17 protein-coding genes are annotated in these 17,273 nt (G+C 32.6%); 13 read left to right on the top strand and 4 right to left on the bottom strand.

Annotation, left to right across the window (positions count from 1 at the left end; genetic code table 11):
- The first annotated feature begins 189 nt into the window (after positions 1-189).
- The 4 genes from CIGN_RS06545 (at position 190) to uvrA (ending at position 6,585) form a co-directional block, all read left to right on the top strand.
- Positions 190-1,194 (top strand): Fe(3+) ABC transporter substrate-binding protein, encoded by a 1,005-nt coding sequence (locus CIGN_RS06545; RefSeq protein ID WP_086238936.1) that lies wholly within the window; start codon positions 190-192, stop codon positions 1,192-1,194.
- Positions 1,191-2,807, top strand: coding sequence for an ABC transporter permease (locus CIGN_RS06540; RefSeq protein WP_086302861.1), 1,617 nt, complete (start codon positions 1,191-1,193; stop codon positions 2,805-2,807). The genes CIGN_RS06545 and CIGN_RS06540 overlap by 4 nt, the downstream gene beginning before the upstream one ends.
- Positions 2,794-3,702 (top strand): ABC transporter ATP-binding protein, encoded by a 909-nt coding sequence (locus CIGN_RS06535; RefSeq protein ID WP_086251541.1) that lies wholly within the window; start codon positions 2,794-2,796, stop codon positions 3,700-3,702. Before CIGN_RS06540 ends, CIGN_RS06535 begins: the two co-directional genes overlap by 14 nt.
- A gap of 63 nt (positions 3,703-3,765) precedes the next feature.
- Complete coding sequence (gene uvrA / locus CIGN_RS06530) at positions 3,766-6,585, top strand: excinuclease ABC subunit UvrA (RefSeq protein ID WP_086302859.1); 2,820 nt, start codon at positions 3,766-3,768, stop codon at positions 6,583-6,585.
- Positions 6,586-6,637: 52 nt separating this feature from the next.
- Here the strand turns inward: uvrA and nusA are convergent, their stop codons facing one another.
- The gene (nusA, locus tag CIGN_RS06525; RefSeq protein ID WP_086229728.1) at positions 6,638-7,741 is read right to left on the bottom strand and encodes a transcription termination factor NusA; all 1,104 of its coding nucleotides are present in this window, start codon (positions 7,739-7,741) and stop codon (positions 6,638-6,640) included.
- Between the two features lie 187 nt (positions 7,742-7,928).
- Between nusA and CIGN_RS06520 the strand changes: the two genes are divergently transcribed.
- Genes CIGN_RS06520 through CIGN_RS06495 form a run of 6 tightly spaced genes read left to right on the top strand, consistent with a single transcriptional unit; the run spans position 7,929 to position 12,191 of the window.
- The gene (locus CIGN_RS06520) at positions 7,929-8,171 is read left to right on the top strand and encodes an HP0268 family nuclease (RefSeq protein WP_086225084.1); all 243 of its coding nucleotides are present in this window, start codon (positions 7,929-7,931) and stop codon (positions 8,169-8,171) included.
- Complete coding sequence (miaB, locus tag CIGN_RS06515; RefSeq protein WP_086302857.1) at positions 8,168-9,478, top strand: tRNA (N6-isopentenyl adenosine(37)-C2)-methylthiotransferase MiaB; 1,311 nt, start codon at positions 8,168-8,170, stop codon at positions 9,476-9,478. The genes CIGN_RS06520 and miaB overlap by 4 nt, the downstream gene beginning before the upstream one ends.
- A complete protein-coding gene (locus tag CIGN_RS06510; RefSeq protein ID WP_086225085.1) occupies positions 9,462-10,088 on the top strand; it encodes a lysophospholipid acyltransferase family protein in 627 nt (208 codons plus the stop codon). The genes miaB and CIGN_RS06510 overlap by 17 nt, the downstream gene beginning before the upstream one ends.
- 45 nt (positions 10,089-10,133) lie before the next feature.
- Positions 10,134-11,156: a DUF8341 domain-containing protein gene (locus CIGN_RS06505; protein WP_086225086.1), complete on the top strand. Its 1,023-nt coding sequence runs from the start codon at positions 10,134-10,136 to the stop codon at positions 11,154-11,156.
- Positions 11,146-11,667, top strand: a complete 522-nt coding sequence (locus CIGN_RS06500; protein ID WP_086225087.1) for a hypothetical protein — start codon at positions 11,146-11,148, stop codon at positions 11,665-11,667. Before CIGN_RS06505 ends, CIGN_RS06500 begins: the two co-directional genes overlap by 11 nt.
- The gene (locus CIGN_RS06495) at positions 11,664-12,191 is read left to right on the top strand and encodes a hypothetical protein (protein ID WP_086290352.1); all 528 of its coding nucleotides are present in this window, start codon (positions 11,664-11,666) and stop codon (positions 12,189-12,191) included. Before CIGN_RS06500 ends, CIGN_RS06495 begins: the two co-directional genes overlap by 4 nt.
- On the opposite strand, the gene tilS is transcribed toward CIGN_RS06495, so the two are convergent.
- From tilS to panC, 3 genes are read right to left on the bottom strand one after another with little or no spacing between them, the layout of a single operon-like run.
- Positions 12,157-13,155, bottom strand: a complete 999-nt coding sequence (gene tilS / locus CIGN_RS06490) for a tRNA lysidine(34) synthetase TilS (protein WP_086302855.1) — start codon at positions 13,153-13,155, stop codon at positions 12,157-12,159. The two genes, CIGN_RS06495 and tilS, sit on opposite strands and share 35 nt — an antisense overlap.
- Positions 13,146-14,453, bottom strand: a complete 1,308-nt coding sequence (gene rimO / locus CIGN_RS06485; protein ID WP_086302853.1) for a 30S ribosomal protein S12 methylthiotransferase RimO — start codon at positions 14,451-14,453, stop codon at positions 13,146-13,148. Before rimO ends, tilS begins: the two co-directional genes overlap by 10 nt.
- Position 14,454: 1 nt before the next feature.
- A complete protein-coding gene (panC, locus tag CIGN_RS06480) occupies positions 14,455-15,276 on the bottom strand; it encodes a pantoate--beta-alanine ligase (protein ID WP_086226766.1) in 822 nt (273 codons plus the stop codon).
- A 125-nt stretch (positions 15,277-15,401) separates the two neighbouring features.
- Between panC and prfB the strand changes: the two genes are divergently transcribed.
- Genes prfB through CIGN_RS06465 form a run of 3 tightly spaced genes read left to right on the top strand, consistent with a single transcriptional unit; the run spans position 15,402 to position 17,260 of the window.
- A complete protein-coding gene (gene prfB, locus CIGN_RS06475; RefSeq protein WP_086241671.1) occupies positions 15,402-16,502 on the top strand; it encodes a peptide chain release factor 2 in 1,101 nt (366 codons plus the stop codon).
- Positions 16,503-16,511: 9 nt separating this feature from the next.
- On the top strand, positions 16,512-16,838 hold the full coding sequence (locus CIGN_RS06470) for a type II secretion system protein (protein WP_086228472.1): 327 nt from the start codon (positions 16,512-16,514) through the stop codon (positions 16,836-16,838).
- Positions 16,835-17,260, top strand: coding sequence for an SEL1-like repeat protein (locus CIGN_RS06465; protein WP_086302851.1), 426 nt, complete (start codon positions 16,835-16,837; stop codon positions 17,258-17,260). The genes CIGN_RS06470 and CIGN_RS06465 overlap by 4 nt, the downstream gene beginning before the upstream one ends.
- Positions 17,261-17,273 lie beyond the last annotated feature (13 nt).

Genomic DNA, 17,273 nt, shown 5'->3' with positions numbered 1-17,273 from the left:
ATAAAAATGTGTAATTTAGTAACACTTTATTATAATTTTGATTTAAAATTTTATTTCAAGCTATATTTAAATTTAATAATTATTGGCCCAAATTTAATTCAATAGAAATTAATAACTATTATCATTTACAGAATATTTACTTCTTAGAGCTAATATTTCGCTATTAAAATTAAATTTCAGGAGAAAATGATGAGAAAGATTATCATAGCTGCACTACTTAGTGCTACGACTTTGGTATCAGCTGAACTCAATATATATTCAGCTAGACACTATGATGCTGACTTTGAGATATATAAAAAATTTGAGGCTCAAACTGGCATTAAGATAAATCACACAACTGCAAGAGCGCCTGAGCTAATTAAAAGATTGCAATTAGAAGGCAAGAATTCTCCAGCAGATATATTTATAACTGCCGATGTTTCAAATTTGACTGAGGCTAAAAATGCAAATGTATTATCCCCAGTAGATTCTAAATTTCTAAAAGATACAATAGCTCCAAATTTAAGAGATAAAGATGATATGTGGTTTGCTATTACTAAAAGAGCAAGAATTATCGCATATGATAAAAATGCTAAAATCGATCCAAATTTAGTAAAAAATTATGAAGATTTAGCAAAACCTGAACTAAAAGGTAAAATCTTAGTAAGAAGCGCTACAGCTCCATACTCTAAAACTTTACTTGCTTCAATTATTGCAAATGATGGCAAAGAAGAGGCTAAAAAATGGGCTAAAGGAGTATTGGATAATTTAGCAATGCCTCCAAAAGGTGGCGATAGAGACCAAGCTAGACAGATGGTATCTGGCGTAGCTCCATATGCTGTTATGAATACTTATTATATAGGACTTCTAAGAACATCTAAAAATCCAAAAGATGTAGAAGTTGGTAACTCAATTGGTATAATATTCCCAAATCAAGATGGCCGTGGTGCGCATATTAATGTAAGCGGAATTGCTATGACAGCATCAAGTAAAAACCAAGAAGCAGCTAAGAAATTTATGGAATTTATGCTAAGCAAAGAGGTTCAATCAATGCTAACAAATATCAACTATGAGTATCCAGCAAGAAGTGATGTAGAACCTTCAGATGTAGTTAAATCATTTGGTAAATTTAAAGAAGATAGCATAGAAGTATCAAAAATCGCAGATAATGTAAAAGATGCAGTGCTTATCTATGATGAAGTAGGATTTAGATGAGAGATAAAACAAAAGCTATAAAGGCCCTTGGGCTTTTTATAGCTTTTTTAGTTGTTGTTCCTGTTATTAGTATTTTTATTGAATTTGGCTCATATCTATTTGAGGCTTTTGCTAGTAGTGATGAGTCAAGACTAGCTCAAATTAGTGGAAATTTAAGCCACTTTTTTGAGTTTTTATTTTTTAGATTTGTTAAAGATACATTTATAGTGGCCTTTTTTGTGCTAATAATTTGTTATATTTTGGGTGTTTCTACGGCTTATTTGATAAGCAATTATAACTTCTATCTATCTAAAATTTTAGAAAATTTACTTATATTGCCACTTGCTATTCCGGCTTATATTTTGGCTTTTGTTTATGTTGGAATTATGGATTATGGGGCCGAGTTTGAAAGTATATTTGGTTTTAGAATTGATATTTTTAATATTTATGGTGTTATTTTTGTGCTTAGTGTATCTTTATATCCATATGTATATTTATTTGCCAAGTCAGCTTTTAAGAGCGAATCAATGGCTATTTATGAAGTGGGAAAAATCCATGGGTATAGCGAATTTAAGATATTTTATAAAGTTAGCATTAAGATAGCTATGCCAAGCATTATAGCTGGGCTTATGCTTGTGCTTATGGAGGTTTTGAGCGATTATGGAGCTAGTGCGTATCTTGGGGTAGATACATTTAGTGCAGGGATTTTTAAAACTTGGTATGATCTTGGAGATCCATACTCATCAAGTGCGCTTTCAGCAATTTTAATGCTTTGTGTTTTTGCTCTTATGTATGTAGAGTATAAAGAGCGTCAAAAGAGCAAATTTAGCTTTAATCAAGATATTAGTGAGTTTATTCAAAAAAGAGATCTTAGCAAATTTAAATCCATAATAGCAACTCTATATTGTTTTATGATATTATTTATAGGATTTATATTACCATTTATATGGCTTGGATATTGGGGGCTTAAAGATTATAAGCTTTTTGAAATTGATTTTTATATTTTGAGTTTAAATTCGCTTATTTTAGCTGGAATTACTGGGCTTGTTACTACTATTTTGGCATTTATTTTGTGCTTTGTAGCTAGAATTAGCAAAGGTGGAAAATTTGGCTTTTGGATACTTAAGGCTAGTTCAGTAGGATATGCTATTCCAGGGGCTGCTATTGGTGTAAGTCTTATGATAGCAGCTGCATTTATAGGCGAGATTTTTAATGTGGCAATTTTAGGAATATCATTTAGCGTTTTAATTTTTGCCTATGTAGTTAGATTTTTAGCTACTGCTATATACTCTATTGATGGTGGTTTTGCTAAAATTCATACATCTATTGATGAGGCTGGATATATGCTACGCCCAAGCTATTTTATATTAATGATAAAGCTATATATGCCGCTATTAAAGCAGTTTTTCTTACTCTCGTTTTTAGTTGTATTTATAGACACTATTAAGGAGTTACCACTTACTCGTATGTTATCGCCATTTAGTTTTGAGACATTGAGCGTTAAGGCGTTTTGGTACGCTACGGATGAGAGAATTTATGATAGTGCATTACCATCTTTAATGATAGTGGTGTTATCGTTATTTGTATTGATTTTTACCCATATATTTATAAAGGCAAAACGTGCTAGAAATTAGAAATTTGCATAAAAAATTTGGTCAAAATGAGGTTTTAAAAGGGATTGATTTAAGTCTTAAAAGTAATGAAATTTTATCTATTTTAGGTAGTAGTGGAAGTGGAAAAAGTACGCTTTTAAGATGTATTGCTAAATTAGAAAATAGTCAATACGATGAGTTAAGATGTGGATCAAATGTTGGATTTATGTTTCAAAATTATGCTCTTTTTCCTCATCTTAGCGTATATGATAATATCGCTTTTGCTTTAAATAAACTAAGCAAAAAAGAAGCAGATGATAAAATAAATGAGCTTTTGGCTAAATTTGGCATACAAGGACTAAAGGATAAAAAGCCAGATCAAATCTCAGGAGGACAAGCTCAAAGAGTTGCATTTGCTAGAGCGATTGCTGCTGGTGCTAAATTACTACTTTTAGATGAGCCGTTTTCAAATTTAGATCAAGGATTAAAGCAAGCTTTAAGAGTAGAATTAAAAGATATGATTCAAAAAGAGGGCTTATCTGCTATTGTTGTTACTCATGATATTGATGATGCTTATTATTTAAGCGATAAAATAGCCTTAATTGATGGTGGTAAAATTTTAGATATCGGTACTCCTAATAAGCTTTTTTATAGTGTAAAAGATGAAAAAAGCGCTCAAATGCTAGGTGGATTGAACTATATACACAGCGATTTAACATCTCAAGATAAGTTTTTTGATTGGATTAAATCTCGCAATAATATATTTGCTTATTCAGAAATTTATATGGGTGGAGAGTTTGAAGCAAATGTAATAAGCAAGAGTTTTATCGGACTATTTTATAAGATTGAATTAGAGTATAAAGGTATTAGATTTTACACACTTTGGCCATCTTGTTTAGAAATTTCAAATAGTGTTAAATTTGGATTTTATAATTAGACAAATATCTTATTATTAAATTTTAGATATAATCCAAGATTTTATTTAAAATATGGATTAAAGATGAATGAAATGATTAAGATTAGAGGTGCTAAAGAGCATAATCTAAAAAATATTAACCTAGATATTCCAAAAAATAAATTAGTGGTATTTACTGGTCTTAGTGGAAGTGGTAAGAGTACGCTTGCATTTGATACTTTATATGCTGAGGGTCAAAGACGATATATAGAATCTCTCTCAAGCTATGCTAGACAATTTCTTGATAGAGTTGGCAAGCCAGATGTCGATCATATCGAAGGATTAACCCCAGCTATAGCAATTGATCAAAAAAGCACTAGTAAAAACCCTCGCTCTACAGTTGGAACGATTACTGAAATTTATGATTATCTAAGACTTTTATATGCTAGAATAGGTATTCAGCACTGCCCCAAATGCGATCAAGTAGTATCTCAAATGAGTGCAAGCGATATTATAGATCAAATTCTTAAACTCCCAAATGGTACTAAAATCACAATTCTTTCACCTATTGTAAGAGAGAAAAAAGGTAGCTTTGCTGATACATTAGAGAGTCTTGCAAATAAGGGCTTTATAAGAGCGATGATAGATGGCGTGATGGTGCGATTAGATGAAGAGATAGAACTGTCAAAGACCAAAAAGCATACTATAAAAGCCGTTATAGATAGAGTTGTAGTAAATGAAGAAAATAGTGCAAGAATTGCAGATGATGTTCAAAAAGGGCTTTATGAAAGTTTTGGTGAGTTAGAAATTGAAATTTTAAATGCTGATGAGATAGGGCTAGAGAGTTCTCATATTCACTTTAGCGAACACAATGCTTGTTTTAATTGCAAAATTAGCTTTAATACACTTGAGCCACTTAGTTTTAGTTTTAACTCGCCTAAGGGGGCATGTCCTAGCTGTGATGGGCTAGGGATTCGATTTAGCTTGGATTTAAATAAGATAATAGATGATAGTTTAAGCATTGAAGATGGTGCTATTAAGGTAATGTATGGATTTAATAAGAGCTATTATTATAAATTTATAATGGCATTTTGCGAACAAAATGATATTAGTGTCAAAACACCATATTATCAACTCGATGAAGATGCTAAAAGGTTAATACTATATGGCAATGCAAAAAGTATTGATTTTTTATGGAAAAGCCATAGAATTAAAAAGCACTTTGAAGGAGTGCTAAAAGTTGCATATGAGATATTAAAAGATGATAAAGATTTTAGCGAGTATATGACTGAAAAAGTTTGTGAAAGCTGTAAAGGTAATAGGCTATGTAGCGATAGTTTGGCTGTTAAAGTAGCGTCTAAATCAATAGGTGATATTATTAACATGAGCATAGAAAACGCTACTAAATTTTTTAGTAATAATGATAGATTTGCTCACCTAAATCCTCAACAAACTCTAATAGCTACTCCAATTTTAAAAGAGATAAATGAAAGGCTATTTTTCTTATATGATGTAGGGCTTGGATATATTAGCCTTGGTAGGGATGCTAGAACTATTAGTGGTGGCGAGGCGCAGCGTATTAGGATTGCTAGCCAAATAGGCAGTGGATTAAGCGGGGTTATGTATGTATTAGATGAGCCTAGTATTGGATTGCATGAAAGAGATACTCTAAAGCTGATTAAAACCTTGCGAAATTTGCAAGAAAAAGGCAATACAGTAATTGTAGTAGAGCATGATAAAAAGACTATTGAAGCTGCTGATTATATAGTAGATATTGGCCCTGGAGCTGGAATTTATGGTGGTAATGTAGTTTTTAATGGTACATATAAAGAGTTATTAGCAAGTCAAACTCAAACAGCAAAATATTTAAATGGTCAAAAAGATATTAATTACTATCAAGGCAGAAAACAAAAACAGTGGCTAAGCTTAAGTGGAGTAACTATAAACAATATATCAAATTTAAGCGTTAAATTTCCACTTAGTAACCTTGTAGGTGTAACTGGAGTAAGTGGTAGCGGCAAGAGTTCGCTAGTGCTTAAAGCTCTTTTGCCAGCAGCTGAGATAGAACTAAATCGTGCTAAAAAATTTCAAGCTTTAAAAGGTGTTAAAATAGAAGGCTTAGATCAGCTAGATAAGGTTATCTATTTAGACCAAAGTCCAATAGGCAGAACTCCACGCTCCAATCCAGCTACATATACAGGCGTGATGGATGAGATAAGAGCGTTATTTGCAGCGACTAAAGAGGCTCAGATTAGAGGGTATAAAATCGGACGCTTTAGCTTTAATGTCAAAGGCGGTAGATGCGAAAAATGTAGCGGTGAGGGCGAGATAAAGGTTGAGATGCACTTTTTACCTGATATTAATGTAATATGTGATGTATGTAAAGGTACTCGCTATAATGCTCAAACTTTAGAGATAAGATATAAAGGCAAAAACATATCTGAAGTATTGGCTATGAGCGCTGATGAAGCGTTGGAGTTTTTTGCTAAGGTTCCTAAAATTTATGCTAAGCTTAGCACTATTTGCTCAGTCGGTCTTGGCTATCTTACTTTGGGTCAGTCAGCTACTACTTTAAGTGGTGGTGAAGCTCAACGGATTAAACTAGCAAAAGAACTTAGTCGTACCGATACTGGCTCTACTCTTTATATCTTAGATGAGCCTACAACTGGATTGCATTTTGCTGATGTTGATAGACTTACTGGAGTTTTACACCATTTGGTTGAATTGGGAAATTCAGTTATAGTAATAGAGCATAATTTAGATGTGATTAAAAATTGTGATTATATTATAGATATGGGGCCTGAAGGTGGAGCAGGTGGTGGCAAGGTAATTGCTAAGGGTAGTCCAATAGAGTTAGCTAAAGGATATAAAAAGAGTGGTTCTCATACTGGTAAATTTTTAGCTTTAGAGCTTAAGATAGAATAAAATTAATTTTTAATTCATAGTAAAAGAATTCGGCTAGACCGAATTCTTTATTTTAAAGATCACCAAAGAGTGCTTTTAGATTTTTTAGACCCTCTTCGTTGTTGATTTGACCCACTGGTGTGGCATTTGTCAATTCTTCTAGTTCAATCTCATATTTAGTTAACATACTTGCTAGTCTAATATTTATACCGCTTGCTCCAATTGCTTTTGATTTTTGTTCAGGTACTAGTGATACTATAGCCTTTTGTCCATCTATTTTTACAGAGCTTACTATAGCAGGAGCTAAAGCGCGTGCTACAAAAATAGCTGGTTCATTACTATACTCAATAGCGTCTATATTTTCACCATTTAACTCATTACTTACAGCATTGATTCTTACGCCTTTTATACCTACTGTTGCACCAACTGCATCGATATTTGGGGTAGTAGAATATAAAGCAATTTTGGCTTTTTTACCTGGTATTCTAGCGCTATTTTGAATGATTACACCACCATCTTTAATCTCAGGAACTTCAGCTTTTAAAAGTGCTTCAAGAAATTTGGGTGATGTACGAGAGAGTTCAACTTTTATACCATCTTTTTTATCTAGCCTTACGCTTTTAATAACACATTTTACAACATCACCAATTTTAAATTTTTCATCTTTAATACGATTTTTCATGCTCATTACAGCTCTGATCTCATCAATTTCAATAAATGTATTTTCTTCAGAATCAACTCGTGTAACTGAACCAAAGACAAGTGAGCCAACCTTTGCATTATACTTTTCAAAAATTTTCTCTTCTATTAGGCGTTGGATATGATACTCTATCTCACGGCTAAGCGTTCCAGCAGCTGTGCGACCTAGATCTTCTATATTTATTTCATAGTTTAGACTATCGCCTATTTCAAGGCTTTTATCAAATTCATGAGCTTTATCAAGGCTGATAAAATGCTCATTATCTAGGCGTTCATCATCATTATTAACAACTAGAATTTTTTGATATAGAGTGATATTTTTAGTTGTTGGATTAATTAGTGCTTCATATTCGCACTCTGAACCATATAGTTTTTTAGCAGCTGATTCAAAGGCCTTTAAGATTCTGGCTTTTACATCATCAATGTTTAAATTTTTTTCATTAGCTATTGACTCGATTATATCTAATATTCTCTCCATAAAGTTGCCTTTTGTGATTAATTTGTCAAAATAATAAATTATTGAGATTTAAAATTTGCAAGCCCGTTATTTTATCTTATATTAGCTTTTATAATCTTTAAATATATTTATACTATATAATTTAAACGAAATTTTATAGCAAATTTGATATACTAATGAGTTAAAATCACTCAAAAAGGGATAAAAAATGGAGTTAAAATTAGCTAGAGCTGAGTTAGATGCAAAACCAAAAACAATTAGTCTAGAAAAGATCGAGAGTGCTGCGCTAAAAGATGGTGGAAAGATATTCTATTTTGATCGTGATAACTCACATAAGCAGCTTATTGCCTTAGTTGAGCATTTTGAGAACAAAGGGTTAAGCGTATATCACCGCACGGTAAAATATGGCCTAGATGAGAATGATTATATGTATGAGGTGCATATACTTTGAGCGCTGAATTTAGTAAAAAAAAGCTATTTATAGAGACTTTGGGATGTGCTATGAATGTTCGTGATAGCGAGCATATCATAGCTGAATTAGATGATGAGTATGAGACTACTAATCAGATTGGCGAGGCTGATCTAATCCTTATAAATACTTGTTCTGTGCGTGAAAGACCAGTGCATAAGCTCTTTAGTGAGGTTGGCGGATTTGAAAAAGTCAAAAAACCAGGAGCGAAAATAGGTGTTTGTGGTTGTACGGCTAGCCATCTTGGCTCTGATGTATTTAAGCGTGCGCCGTATGTTGATTTTGTCCTTGGTGCTAGAAATGTATCAAAGATCAAAACCGCAGTCAAAACGCCTAAATTCGTGAGCGTAGATATAAATCATGATGAGAGCGAGTATGCCTTTGGTGAGTTTCGCACTAGTCCATATAAAAGTTATGTAAATATCATGATAGGATGCGATAAGAAATGCACCTATTGTATAGTCCCGCACACTAGGGGCGATGAGCTAAGCATTCCAAAAGATATAATTTTAAATGAGATTAAAAAAGCTACTAATAACGGAGCTAAAGAGATATTTTTGCTTGGTCAAAATGTCAATAACTATGGCAAAAGATTTAGTAGTTCTAATGGCCAAAAAATAGATTTTAGCGATCTTTTGAATTTAATTAGTCAAATTGATGGCGTAGAGAGAATTCGCTTTACTAGTCCGCATCCTTTGCATATGGATGATAAATTTTTACGCGAGTTTAGCTTAAATCCTAAAATCTGTAAATCTATGCATATGCCACTACAAAGCGGAAGTACGGCAATACTAAAAGCTATGAAGCGTGGATATACTAAGGAGTGGTTTTTAGATAGAGCAAGTAAACTTAGAGCGCTTTGTCCTGATGTTAGCATATCAACTGATATTATAGTAGGATTTCCTGGTGAGAGTGAAGCTGATTTTGAAGATACGATGGATGTGCTTGAAAAGGTAAGATTTGAGCAGGTGTTTTCGTTTAAATACTCAACTCGCCCACTAACTCCAGCAGCCACTATGCCAAATCAGATAGATGATAGCATAGCTGGGGCTAGGCTCACACGCTTACAGTCTAGACATAATGAAATTTTAGATGAGATTGTAGCTAGTAAAATAGGACAAATTTATGATGTCTATTTTGAAGAGCTTAGGGCTGATGGAATGATAGCTGGTCGTACAGATAATAACTTTTTGGTTCAGGCCAAAGGCAGCGAGGAGTTGCTAGGTAAATTTGCTAAGGTTCAAATCACTCAACCAAGAAGAATGGTATTAAATGGGCAGATTATTTAGGGCTAAATTTGTTAATAAAATAGTAGAAAATTTACTAGTTTTTATAATTAAGCTTATATATCTAACTTGCAAAAAGGAGTTTATTGGAGAAGCGCCAAAGAGCAAGCCAGTAGTAGCTCTTTTTTGGCATGAGAAGTTAGCATTTATGCCATTTATTTTTAGTAGTTGTTGGCAAGGCAGAAATGCGAATGTAATGATCTCAGATCATAAAGATGGTCAAGTAATTAGCGATATTATTAGTCATTTTGGTATTGGTTCGATTAGAGGAAGTTCATCAAAAGGAGCCTTGAAAGTTTTTCTATCAGCAATAAAATCAATCCATAATGGAATTGATGTAGTGATTACCCCAGATGGTCCACGAGGTCCAAGACATAGCATTAGCGATGGTTCAGTGGCAGTTGCACAAAAAACTGGAGTAAATTTGATAGTTTTAAGTTACACAGCTAGCAGGTTTTGGCAGTTTAATAGTTGGGATAAAATGATTTTGCCAAAGCCTTTTTGCAAGCTTACCTATTGCATTGGGAACGAATTTGGCTTAGAAGGTTTAGATATGCAAGAAGCTAAAGCATTAATAGCTAAAAAATTTAATGAGGTAGATAATATAATCTAAATTTAAAGCTAAATTGGCTAAAATTTTTAAAATTTAAGGTTTAATATGTCTGGTTTAATCTCTTGGGTTCGTGGATTTTTGACTACTTTATATGTTAGTGTTATTATTAAAGATAATCAGTGCTATCTGTACTCACGTGCTGTAAAAGGCGATAAGATTATAGGTAGTAATGAGGCTGTATTTGATGTTCATAATGGTGTAGTTGATTATAAACTTGTTGATTATCTTAAAAAGCGTACCAAGCAGTATCACTCAGTATATCTAGCTGCTATGCTTAATAGCCCTAAGCAGTGGGCGCTTCCAGCTGTAGATGCTAGAGGATTTGAAAAATTTAATATCTCATACAATCTAGTTGCTAAGATTAAAATGAAAGGCTGGAGTATTGTTGTGCCCGATAGTGAGCTAACTAGTTTTGAAGAGACGCTAAATGGACTAAAGCCTGATCTTATTTATTCTCCGTTTGGTATTTTGCACTCACTTATTAAAGAGTCCCCAAAAAAAGGTAAAATTTTATATATGCTACATATGAATGATAATAATACTATCATGATTTTTGATGGCGAAGATATGAAATTTGGCGCATATTTTGATACTAGAAAAGAAAATGATGGTTTTGATTATTATGATAAGGTCTTTAGTAAAGAGGAGAGCGCAGATTTAGATAATGTTATCGAAGAAGAGCAAGATAGACTAAGCAAACTTGGAGGCCTAGGTGATATTGGAGGTGGATTTAGCGATTTTGATAATGTAGATAAAGATGATTTTGAGGATATACAGCATGAAGAGATTGCTAATGCTAATAAAAAATTAGAAGATAGTGTACGAGATATTGGTAAAGAAGTTACACTAATTAGTAATATCAAGCTTGCCATTACTGAGTATTATCAAAATAAAAATTACTTGGGTGATTTTATCGAGAGTGTTGTAATATTTGATGGACTAAGTCTTGATAATGAGTTTTTGATTATGGCAGAAAATGAGCTAATGCTAGATATTAAGTTAATTAAGCAAGATATTGATAAGCTAATAAATAATATGATGATTAGAGAGATTTGCAATGAGTTATAGTTTTATCAAGCCACGAGTTAAGCCGTTATTTTCTCTTTTTACTAGAATTTGGCTTTGGACAATGTTTTTAATAGGAGCAGCTTTTATATCTGGAGCAATTTTTATTGGAATGCAAATTTTTAATATAAATTTACAATCTGATGAGTTACAAGCTCAATACGATGCTAAATTTAAAGCTATTAATGAGTTGAAAAATCAGACTAAAATCACTTCTATAAAGCGTGATATGACTCTTGATATCTATCATAAAAATGCAATTTTAAATAAAAGTTTGATGAATTTATTTAATCTAGTTCCTGATGGAGTAACTCTTAAAAGCGTTCATATGGAAGAGTATATGCTAAAAGTAAAAGGATTAACACCAACAAAAGATCGTTTTAAGTTACTATTTGAAGCACCATTAAAGTCAATATTTGCTGTATCAAATACCACATTTTATCAGCTTCCAAATGGTTGGTATAATTTTGTAAGTATTAATAAAAATAGCCCTAATGGAGAAGTTGGCAAATGAGAGTAGATAGAAGTCTAGAAAATATCGACCTTACTAAGCTAGCAATTTATAGTTTGATTTTTGTGATTTTTGTGCTAGTAATGGTTTTTGCTGTGGCTATGCCTTCAATTGATAAATACAAACAAGCTGCGCAGATTCGCAGTGAAAAAGAGGTAAATTTAGCTAAAATTAACCAGCTTTATAATGATCATTTAGCAACCTATGAAAAGTTAAAACAGCAAAATACAAAAGCGTTAGAGTCGCTTAAAAATAGCTTTAATCAGATGAAATTTATCGGTGTTGCTGGGAAGTATTTTGATAATATCTACTTTACTAAGCCAAAAACTATAACAAGCAATTCTAAATATATAATTAGCGAAGCTAATGTAAGTGCTACAATGAAAAATCCACAAAATTTATATGATTTTATCGCTGATATGAATACACATGATAATCTTATCAGAGTTGATTTTCCAGTTGAGATGGAGTCAAGAGATGGATATATACAAACTAGCTTTGTGATAAAAATTTATCAAGAACCTTAAGACGTTCTAAATTATTTGCTAGATATGGACGAAGCAAGGCCGGAACTTTTAGGATTCTAAATTTATCTTTTAATTTCTTATCCATTATGGTTTTTATAAATGGAGCGATAAAGTAATATTTTTTATTTGATGTGATTGTGATTTTATGCGATATTACGCAATCATTTTGAGTACAAATTTGACGAGTCTTTTGGCTCATTAGTACGCCTAGCCTTTTGCAGGCTTGATCTATTAGATAGATTGAATTTTGTGATTTAGCCACTATAAAGAGCTCTCCATCATTATATTCAAACTCACCTAAAAGTAGCTTTGCATCATCCCTTAAAAGCTCTAAGCTTTTTTTAATTCCATTTCTAAATTGCCCTACAAAAGAATCACTAAATTCAGCCCTAATTTTATTACGGGTAAATTTTAGATTTTGATTGGAGTTATCTATGAAATATTTTATATTTTGAGAGTGTAGAAATTCTAAAATTTCACTACGGCTAACACTTAAAAGCGGACGAAATACTCCTATTTCTCTATTTTGAGATTTTAGGTACCTTGTACTAAATTCGCTCATTCCAGCCAATCCTACAGCGCCACTACCTTTAGCTAGTTGCATTAATAGCCATTCAGTTGCATCATTTAGCTGGTGTGCTAAAATCAAAATTTCATAACCAAACTCACATATTATAGAGTCAAAAAACTCATATCTAATTTTACGAGCTGTCATCTCAAAATTGGAGCTGGTTAAATTTAAACTAGCTTTATGAATAAATATTTTTTTATTAAATTGTTTGCAAAGTTTTATAGCACTTTGTTCTTCAGTATTGCTACTAGGGCGAGTTTGATAGTTTACCATTGCACAATCAAAGCTTACTCCGGCTTTAACTAAAAGATAAAAAAGAGCTGTACTATCTACTCCGTGTGAAAAAGCTAGCAGGGCCTTTTTGTCTTTTAATGGTTCTAAATTTAACTGCAAACAATCTGTCCAATTAGCTTATCATTAACAAATTCAGTGATCTGACAATCATAAATTTGTCCTACTTTTGGATTTTTAATCTCGCTATCATTGATAAGAATCTCACCATCAATATCTCTATCCCAAATTATAGCCTTAGCGCCATAAAACATATCGCCCTCACTACTTGCACCATTGATTTGTACCTTGATGGTATGCCCAACTAAGCTTTTAAAGCTCTCATCAATGCTAGATTTTATAATCTTTTCGATCTTATTTAATCTTTGCGTGATAATCTTTGGCTCTACTTGTTCCATTTCATAAGCTAGAGTATCTTCTTCTTTGGAGTAAGCAAATGCACTGATTCTATCAAATTTAAATTTGCTTAAAAACTCACAAAGCTCATCAAAATAACTATCTATTTCTCCTGGATGGCCTATTATGATTCCAGTACGCAAAAAGCTATTAGGTGCTTCTCTCATCATTGTTAAAAGCTCAATTATCTTATCTTTATTAGCACCACGACGCATTATCTTTAGCATCTCATCATTTATATGCTGTATAGGCATATCAAAATAATTGACAAATACTTTGGAATCAATAATTTTTTGAATTAGTTTTGTGTTGGTAGTTGTAGGATATAGATATAAAATTCTAGCTGCATTTATCCCTTCTATCTTTTCAACCTCATCTATAAGAGCTATAAGCCCTTCATTTTCTCCATGATCACGCAAGAATGAGCTGCTATCTTGAGCGATAAAGCTAAAATCATTATATCCTCTACTAATTAGCTCTTTTATCTCATCAACGATACTTGAAATTTCTCTACTTTTTAGCTTCCCTTTAAAGCTGGGAATTGCACAAAAGCTACATTTTTGATTACAACCTTCAGAGATTTTGATATATGCGTGATAGCTTGAACCAGTAATTACTCTTTTGGTATTGGTTGCTTGCAAGTATGTTTCTGGACTGAATAGATTTTGTTTTTTAAGGATTATCTCATCTATTTTAGCATAATCTCCAACGCCAGTAAATATATCTACCTCTGGTAATTCACGCATAAGCTCATCTTTATATCTTTGCATTAAGCAGCCAGTAACTACTAAAACCGAATTTGGTTTTTTATAACTTGCTAGCTCTAAAATTGTACTTATGCTTTCGCTTTTAGCATCTTCTATAAAGCCACAGGTATTTATTATTATTACATCAGCTAAGCTAGGATCATCTACTAAATCATACGCACTTAGTCTTCCAAGCATGATCTCGCTATCAACTAGATTTTTATTACATCCAAGTGAAACTAAATATAAATTTGCCATATTAGACCCACAAATTATCAATTAAGCGTGTATTGCTTACATATACAGCAATTAAAATAATAGTATTGCCAAGCTCAATGCTATCAATTGGTTTTAAACTCTTATCTACAATTGCTATATAATCAACTTTTAAAGGCTCTAGACAGCTACTCATTGCATCTTTTATCTCAAGAGAGTTTAATTTATTTGCTTTAATTAAATTGCTAGCTTTCATCAAAGACCTTGAGAGTTTTAATGCTTGAGCTAATTCATCATCATTTAAGTATGAGTTACGACTCGAAAGTGCTAAGCCATCGCTAGAGCGAACTATATCAACAGGAACTATATTAATTGGCATAAATAGCGATTTTACCATATGCTGTACTATTAAAAGCTGTTGAGCGTCCTTTTTGCCAAAGTATGCGTTTGTAGGATTTATGATATTAAAAAATTTAGTTAATACTGTACAAACACCATCAAAATGTCCAGGTCTTGTAGCGCCTTCGAGTGTGCTAGATAGCTCTTTTGGTGCTAAGATTTTTGGCTCTATTTGGCTATAAATTTCATTAGCATCAGGCATAAATATTGCATCTACTCCACATAATTCACATATTTTAATATCAGCCTCAGGTGTTCTAGGATATCTATCTAAATCCTCACCGGCTAAAAATTGTGTTGGATTGACAAAAATGCTTACTATAGTATGATCATTTTGTGATACAGAGCTTTTTAATAGCTGAGCATGACCGGCGTGCAAAGCACCCATTGTCGGCACAAAGCCTACATTTCCACTGCAAGTAGCACGGAATTGACGCACTTCTTGTACTGTTTTTAATATCTGCATAAGACTCTCTTTTGAAATTTTTAATCTATAATTTTAGCATAAATTTTTAAAAATTTTTCCTTTAAATAATTAAATTTTAACCATATTTTAGATAAAATTTCGCCAAAAATTTAAAAGGTAAAACTTTGGATAACTATGAGTATAACGAACTTTTAAAGGGTTTAAAGATCAAGGTTGATAATATTGCTAAAGTTGTAAATCCCTCTTTAATACAATCAAGACTTAAAGAGATTGAAGCTTTAGAACAAGACCCTAGCTTTTGGAGTGATGTCCAAATGGCTGGACAAATAGGCAAAGAAAAGACCAAATTAAACTCTATGCTAGCTAAATTTCAAAATGCTAAAAACTCATTAAATGATGCTATAGAATTATTTGATTTAGCAAATTCAGAAAATGATTTAGATACTATAAATTCGCTATTTGAGGACTCTGTTAAGTTAGAAGAGACTATTATAAATTTAGAAGTTGCCATGATGCTAAGCAGCGAAGATGATAGCAAAAATGCTATTGTAAGTATTCATCCAGGAGCTGGCGGAACTGAGAGTAATGACTGGGCTAGTATGCTATATAGGATGTATTTAAGATTTTGCGAAAGAGAAGGCTTTAAGGTTGAGACTTTAGATTTTCAAGAGGGCGATGAGGCTGGATTAAAAGATGTTAGCTTTATTGTAAAAGGTGAAAATGCTTATGGCTATTTAAAGGCTGAAAATGGAATTCATCGTCTAGTAAGAACCAGCCCATTTGATAGTGCTGGTAGGCGTCATACGAGCTTTTCAAGTGTAATGGTAAGTCCTGAGATTGATGATGATATCGAGATTGATATTGATGAAAAAGATATAAGATATGATTATTATAGAGCCAGTGGAGCAGGTGGCCAACATGTAAATAAAACTGAATCAGCCGTACGCATAACTCACCATCCAACCGGAATCGTAGTTCAATGTCAAAATGATAGAAGTCAGCATAAAAACAAAGCTACAGCTCTAAAAATGCTAAAATCAAGGCTATATGAGCTAGAGTTAGAAAAGCAAAGAGTAGCTAGCCAATCAGTAGAAAAAAGCGAAATGGGCTGGGGTCATCAAATTCGCTCATATGTTTTATTTCCATATAAACAAGTAAAAGATAATAGAAGCAATATCGCCTACTCGCAAGCTGATGCAGTTTTAGATGGTGATATCAAAAAGATAATAGAAGCTGTATTAATTAGTCAAAAATCAAGTAATTAAAGGGAGATAATGAGTGTAGAACTAGTGCTAACTGGACTTGGATATAATGTAAATGATGCGCTTGTAGAGCAGGTAAAAAGAGTTTTATCAGCATCTGATTTTGATGAAAAAGAGATTGAGCATATTATAAATTTACATGAAAAAATAAAACATAGTGATGGATTTGTCGCTCTATCTAATAGTGAAGATAAATTTAAAATCAAATGTGAAAGTACTATTCCAGAGATTATTGATGAATTTAATGAGATTGTGCAGTCATGGGCTAGTAAGTATAAAATTATCATAGAAAAACTAGCTGGTAAGCAGACCTATTATATATTAAGGAGGGAGGATTGAGACAGGTTATAGTAGCAGTTTTAGCTGGGCTTATTCTGGCTGGTTGTGTGCAAAAATTCCCTGGGCCAATTACTTTTAAACCTGAGCCAATCAACATTAGCGAACAAGAGGTTAAGGCTAAGATTGATAACTTTTATAGCGAATGCTCAAAGCTAAAAGATGCCTTTAAATGCAAAAGAGCAGCTGATGATATTTATAAAAGTGGAGATTTTAGAAGTGCAGCAATCGCTTATGATATGGTTTGCTATGGTTTTCAATATATTCCAGCTTGTAAGCAGCTTGCAGATATGTTTGCTCATGGCGATGGTATGCCAAGAGATATTGACACTGCTGCAACAATCTATCAAATCGCTTGTAATAACGGTGATAATAACTCTTGTGATTTAGCTAGAAATTTAGGAGTGCAAAATCAAAATCGATAATCTTTAGCCAAAG

Source organism: Campylobacter devanensis (assembly GCF_002139915.1).
GTDB classification, from domain to species: domain Bacteria; phylum Campylobacterota; class Campylobacteria; order Campylobacterales; family Campylobacteraceae; genus Campylobacter; species Campylobacter devanensis.
Note: the sequence above shows the minus strand (reverse complement) of the source record. Positions and strands in the feature narration are given on the sequence as shown.

Coding starts and splice junctions, on each gene's coding strand:
- CIGN_RS06545 (WP_086238936.1), top strand. CDS start 190: ATGAGAAAGATTATCATAGCTGCACTACTTAGTGCTACGACTTTGGTA.
- CIGN_RS06540 (WP_086302861.1), top strand. CDS start 1,191: ATGAGAGATAAAACAAAAGCTATAAAGGCCCTTGGGCTTTTTATAGCT.
- uvrA (WP_086302859.1), top strand. CDS start 3,766: ATGAATGAAATGATTAAGATTAGAGGTGCTAAAGAGCATAATCTAAAA.
- nusA (WP_086229728.1), bottom strand. CDS start 7,741: ATGGAGAGAATATTAGATATAATCGAGTCAATAGCTAATGAAAAAAAT.
- CIGN_RS06520 (WP_086225084.1), top strand. CDS start 7,929: ATGGAGTTAAAATTAGCTAGAGCTGAGTTAGATGCAAAACCAAAAACA.
- CIGN_RS06510 (WP_086225085.1), top strand. CDS start 9,462: ATGGGCAGATTATTTAGGGCTAAATTTGTTAATAAAATAGTAGAAAAT.
- CIGN_RS06505 (WP_086225086.1), top strand. CDS start 10,134: ATGTCTGGTTTAATCTCTTGGGTTCGTGGATTTTTGACTACTTTATAT.
- CIGN_RS06500 (WP_086225087.1), top strand. CDS start 11,146: ATGAGTTATAGTTTTATCAAGCCACGAGTTAAGCCGTTATTTTCTCTT.
- CIGN_RS06495 (WP_086290352.1), top strand. CDS start 11,664: ATGAGAGTAGATAGAAGTCTAGAAAATATCGACCTTACTAAGCTAGCA.
- rimO (WP_086302853.1), bottom strand. CDS start 14,453: ATGGCAAATTTATATTTAGTTTCACTTGGATGTAATAAAAATCTAGTT.
- panC (WP_086226766.1), bottom strand. CDS start 15,276: ATGCAGATATTAAAAACAGTACAAGAAGTGCGTCAATTCCGTGCTACT.
- CIGN_RS06470 (WP_086228472.1), top strand. CDS start 16,512: ATGAGTGTAGAACTAGTGCTAACTGGACTTGGATATAATGTAAATGAT.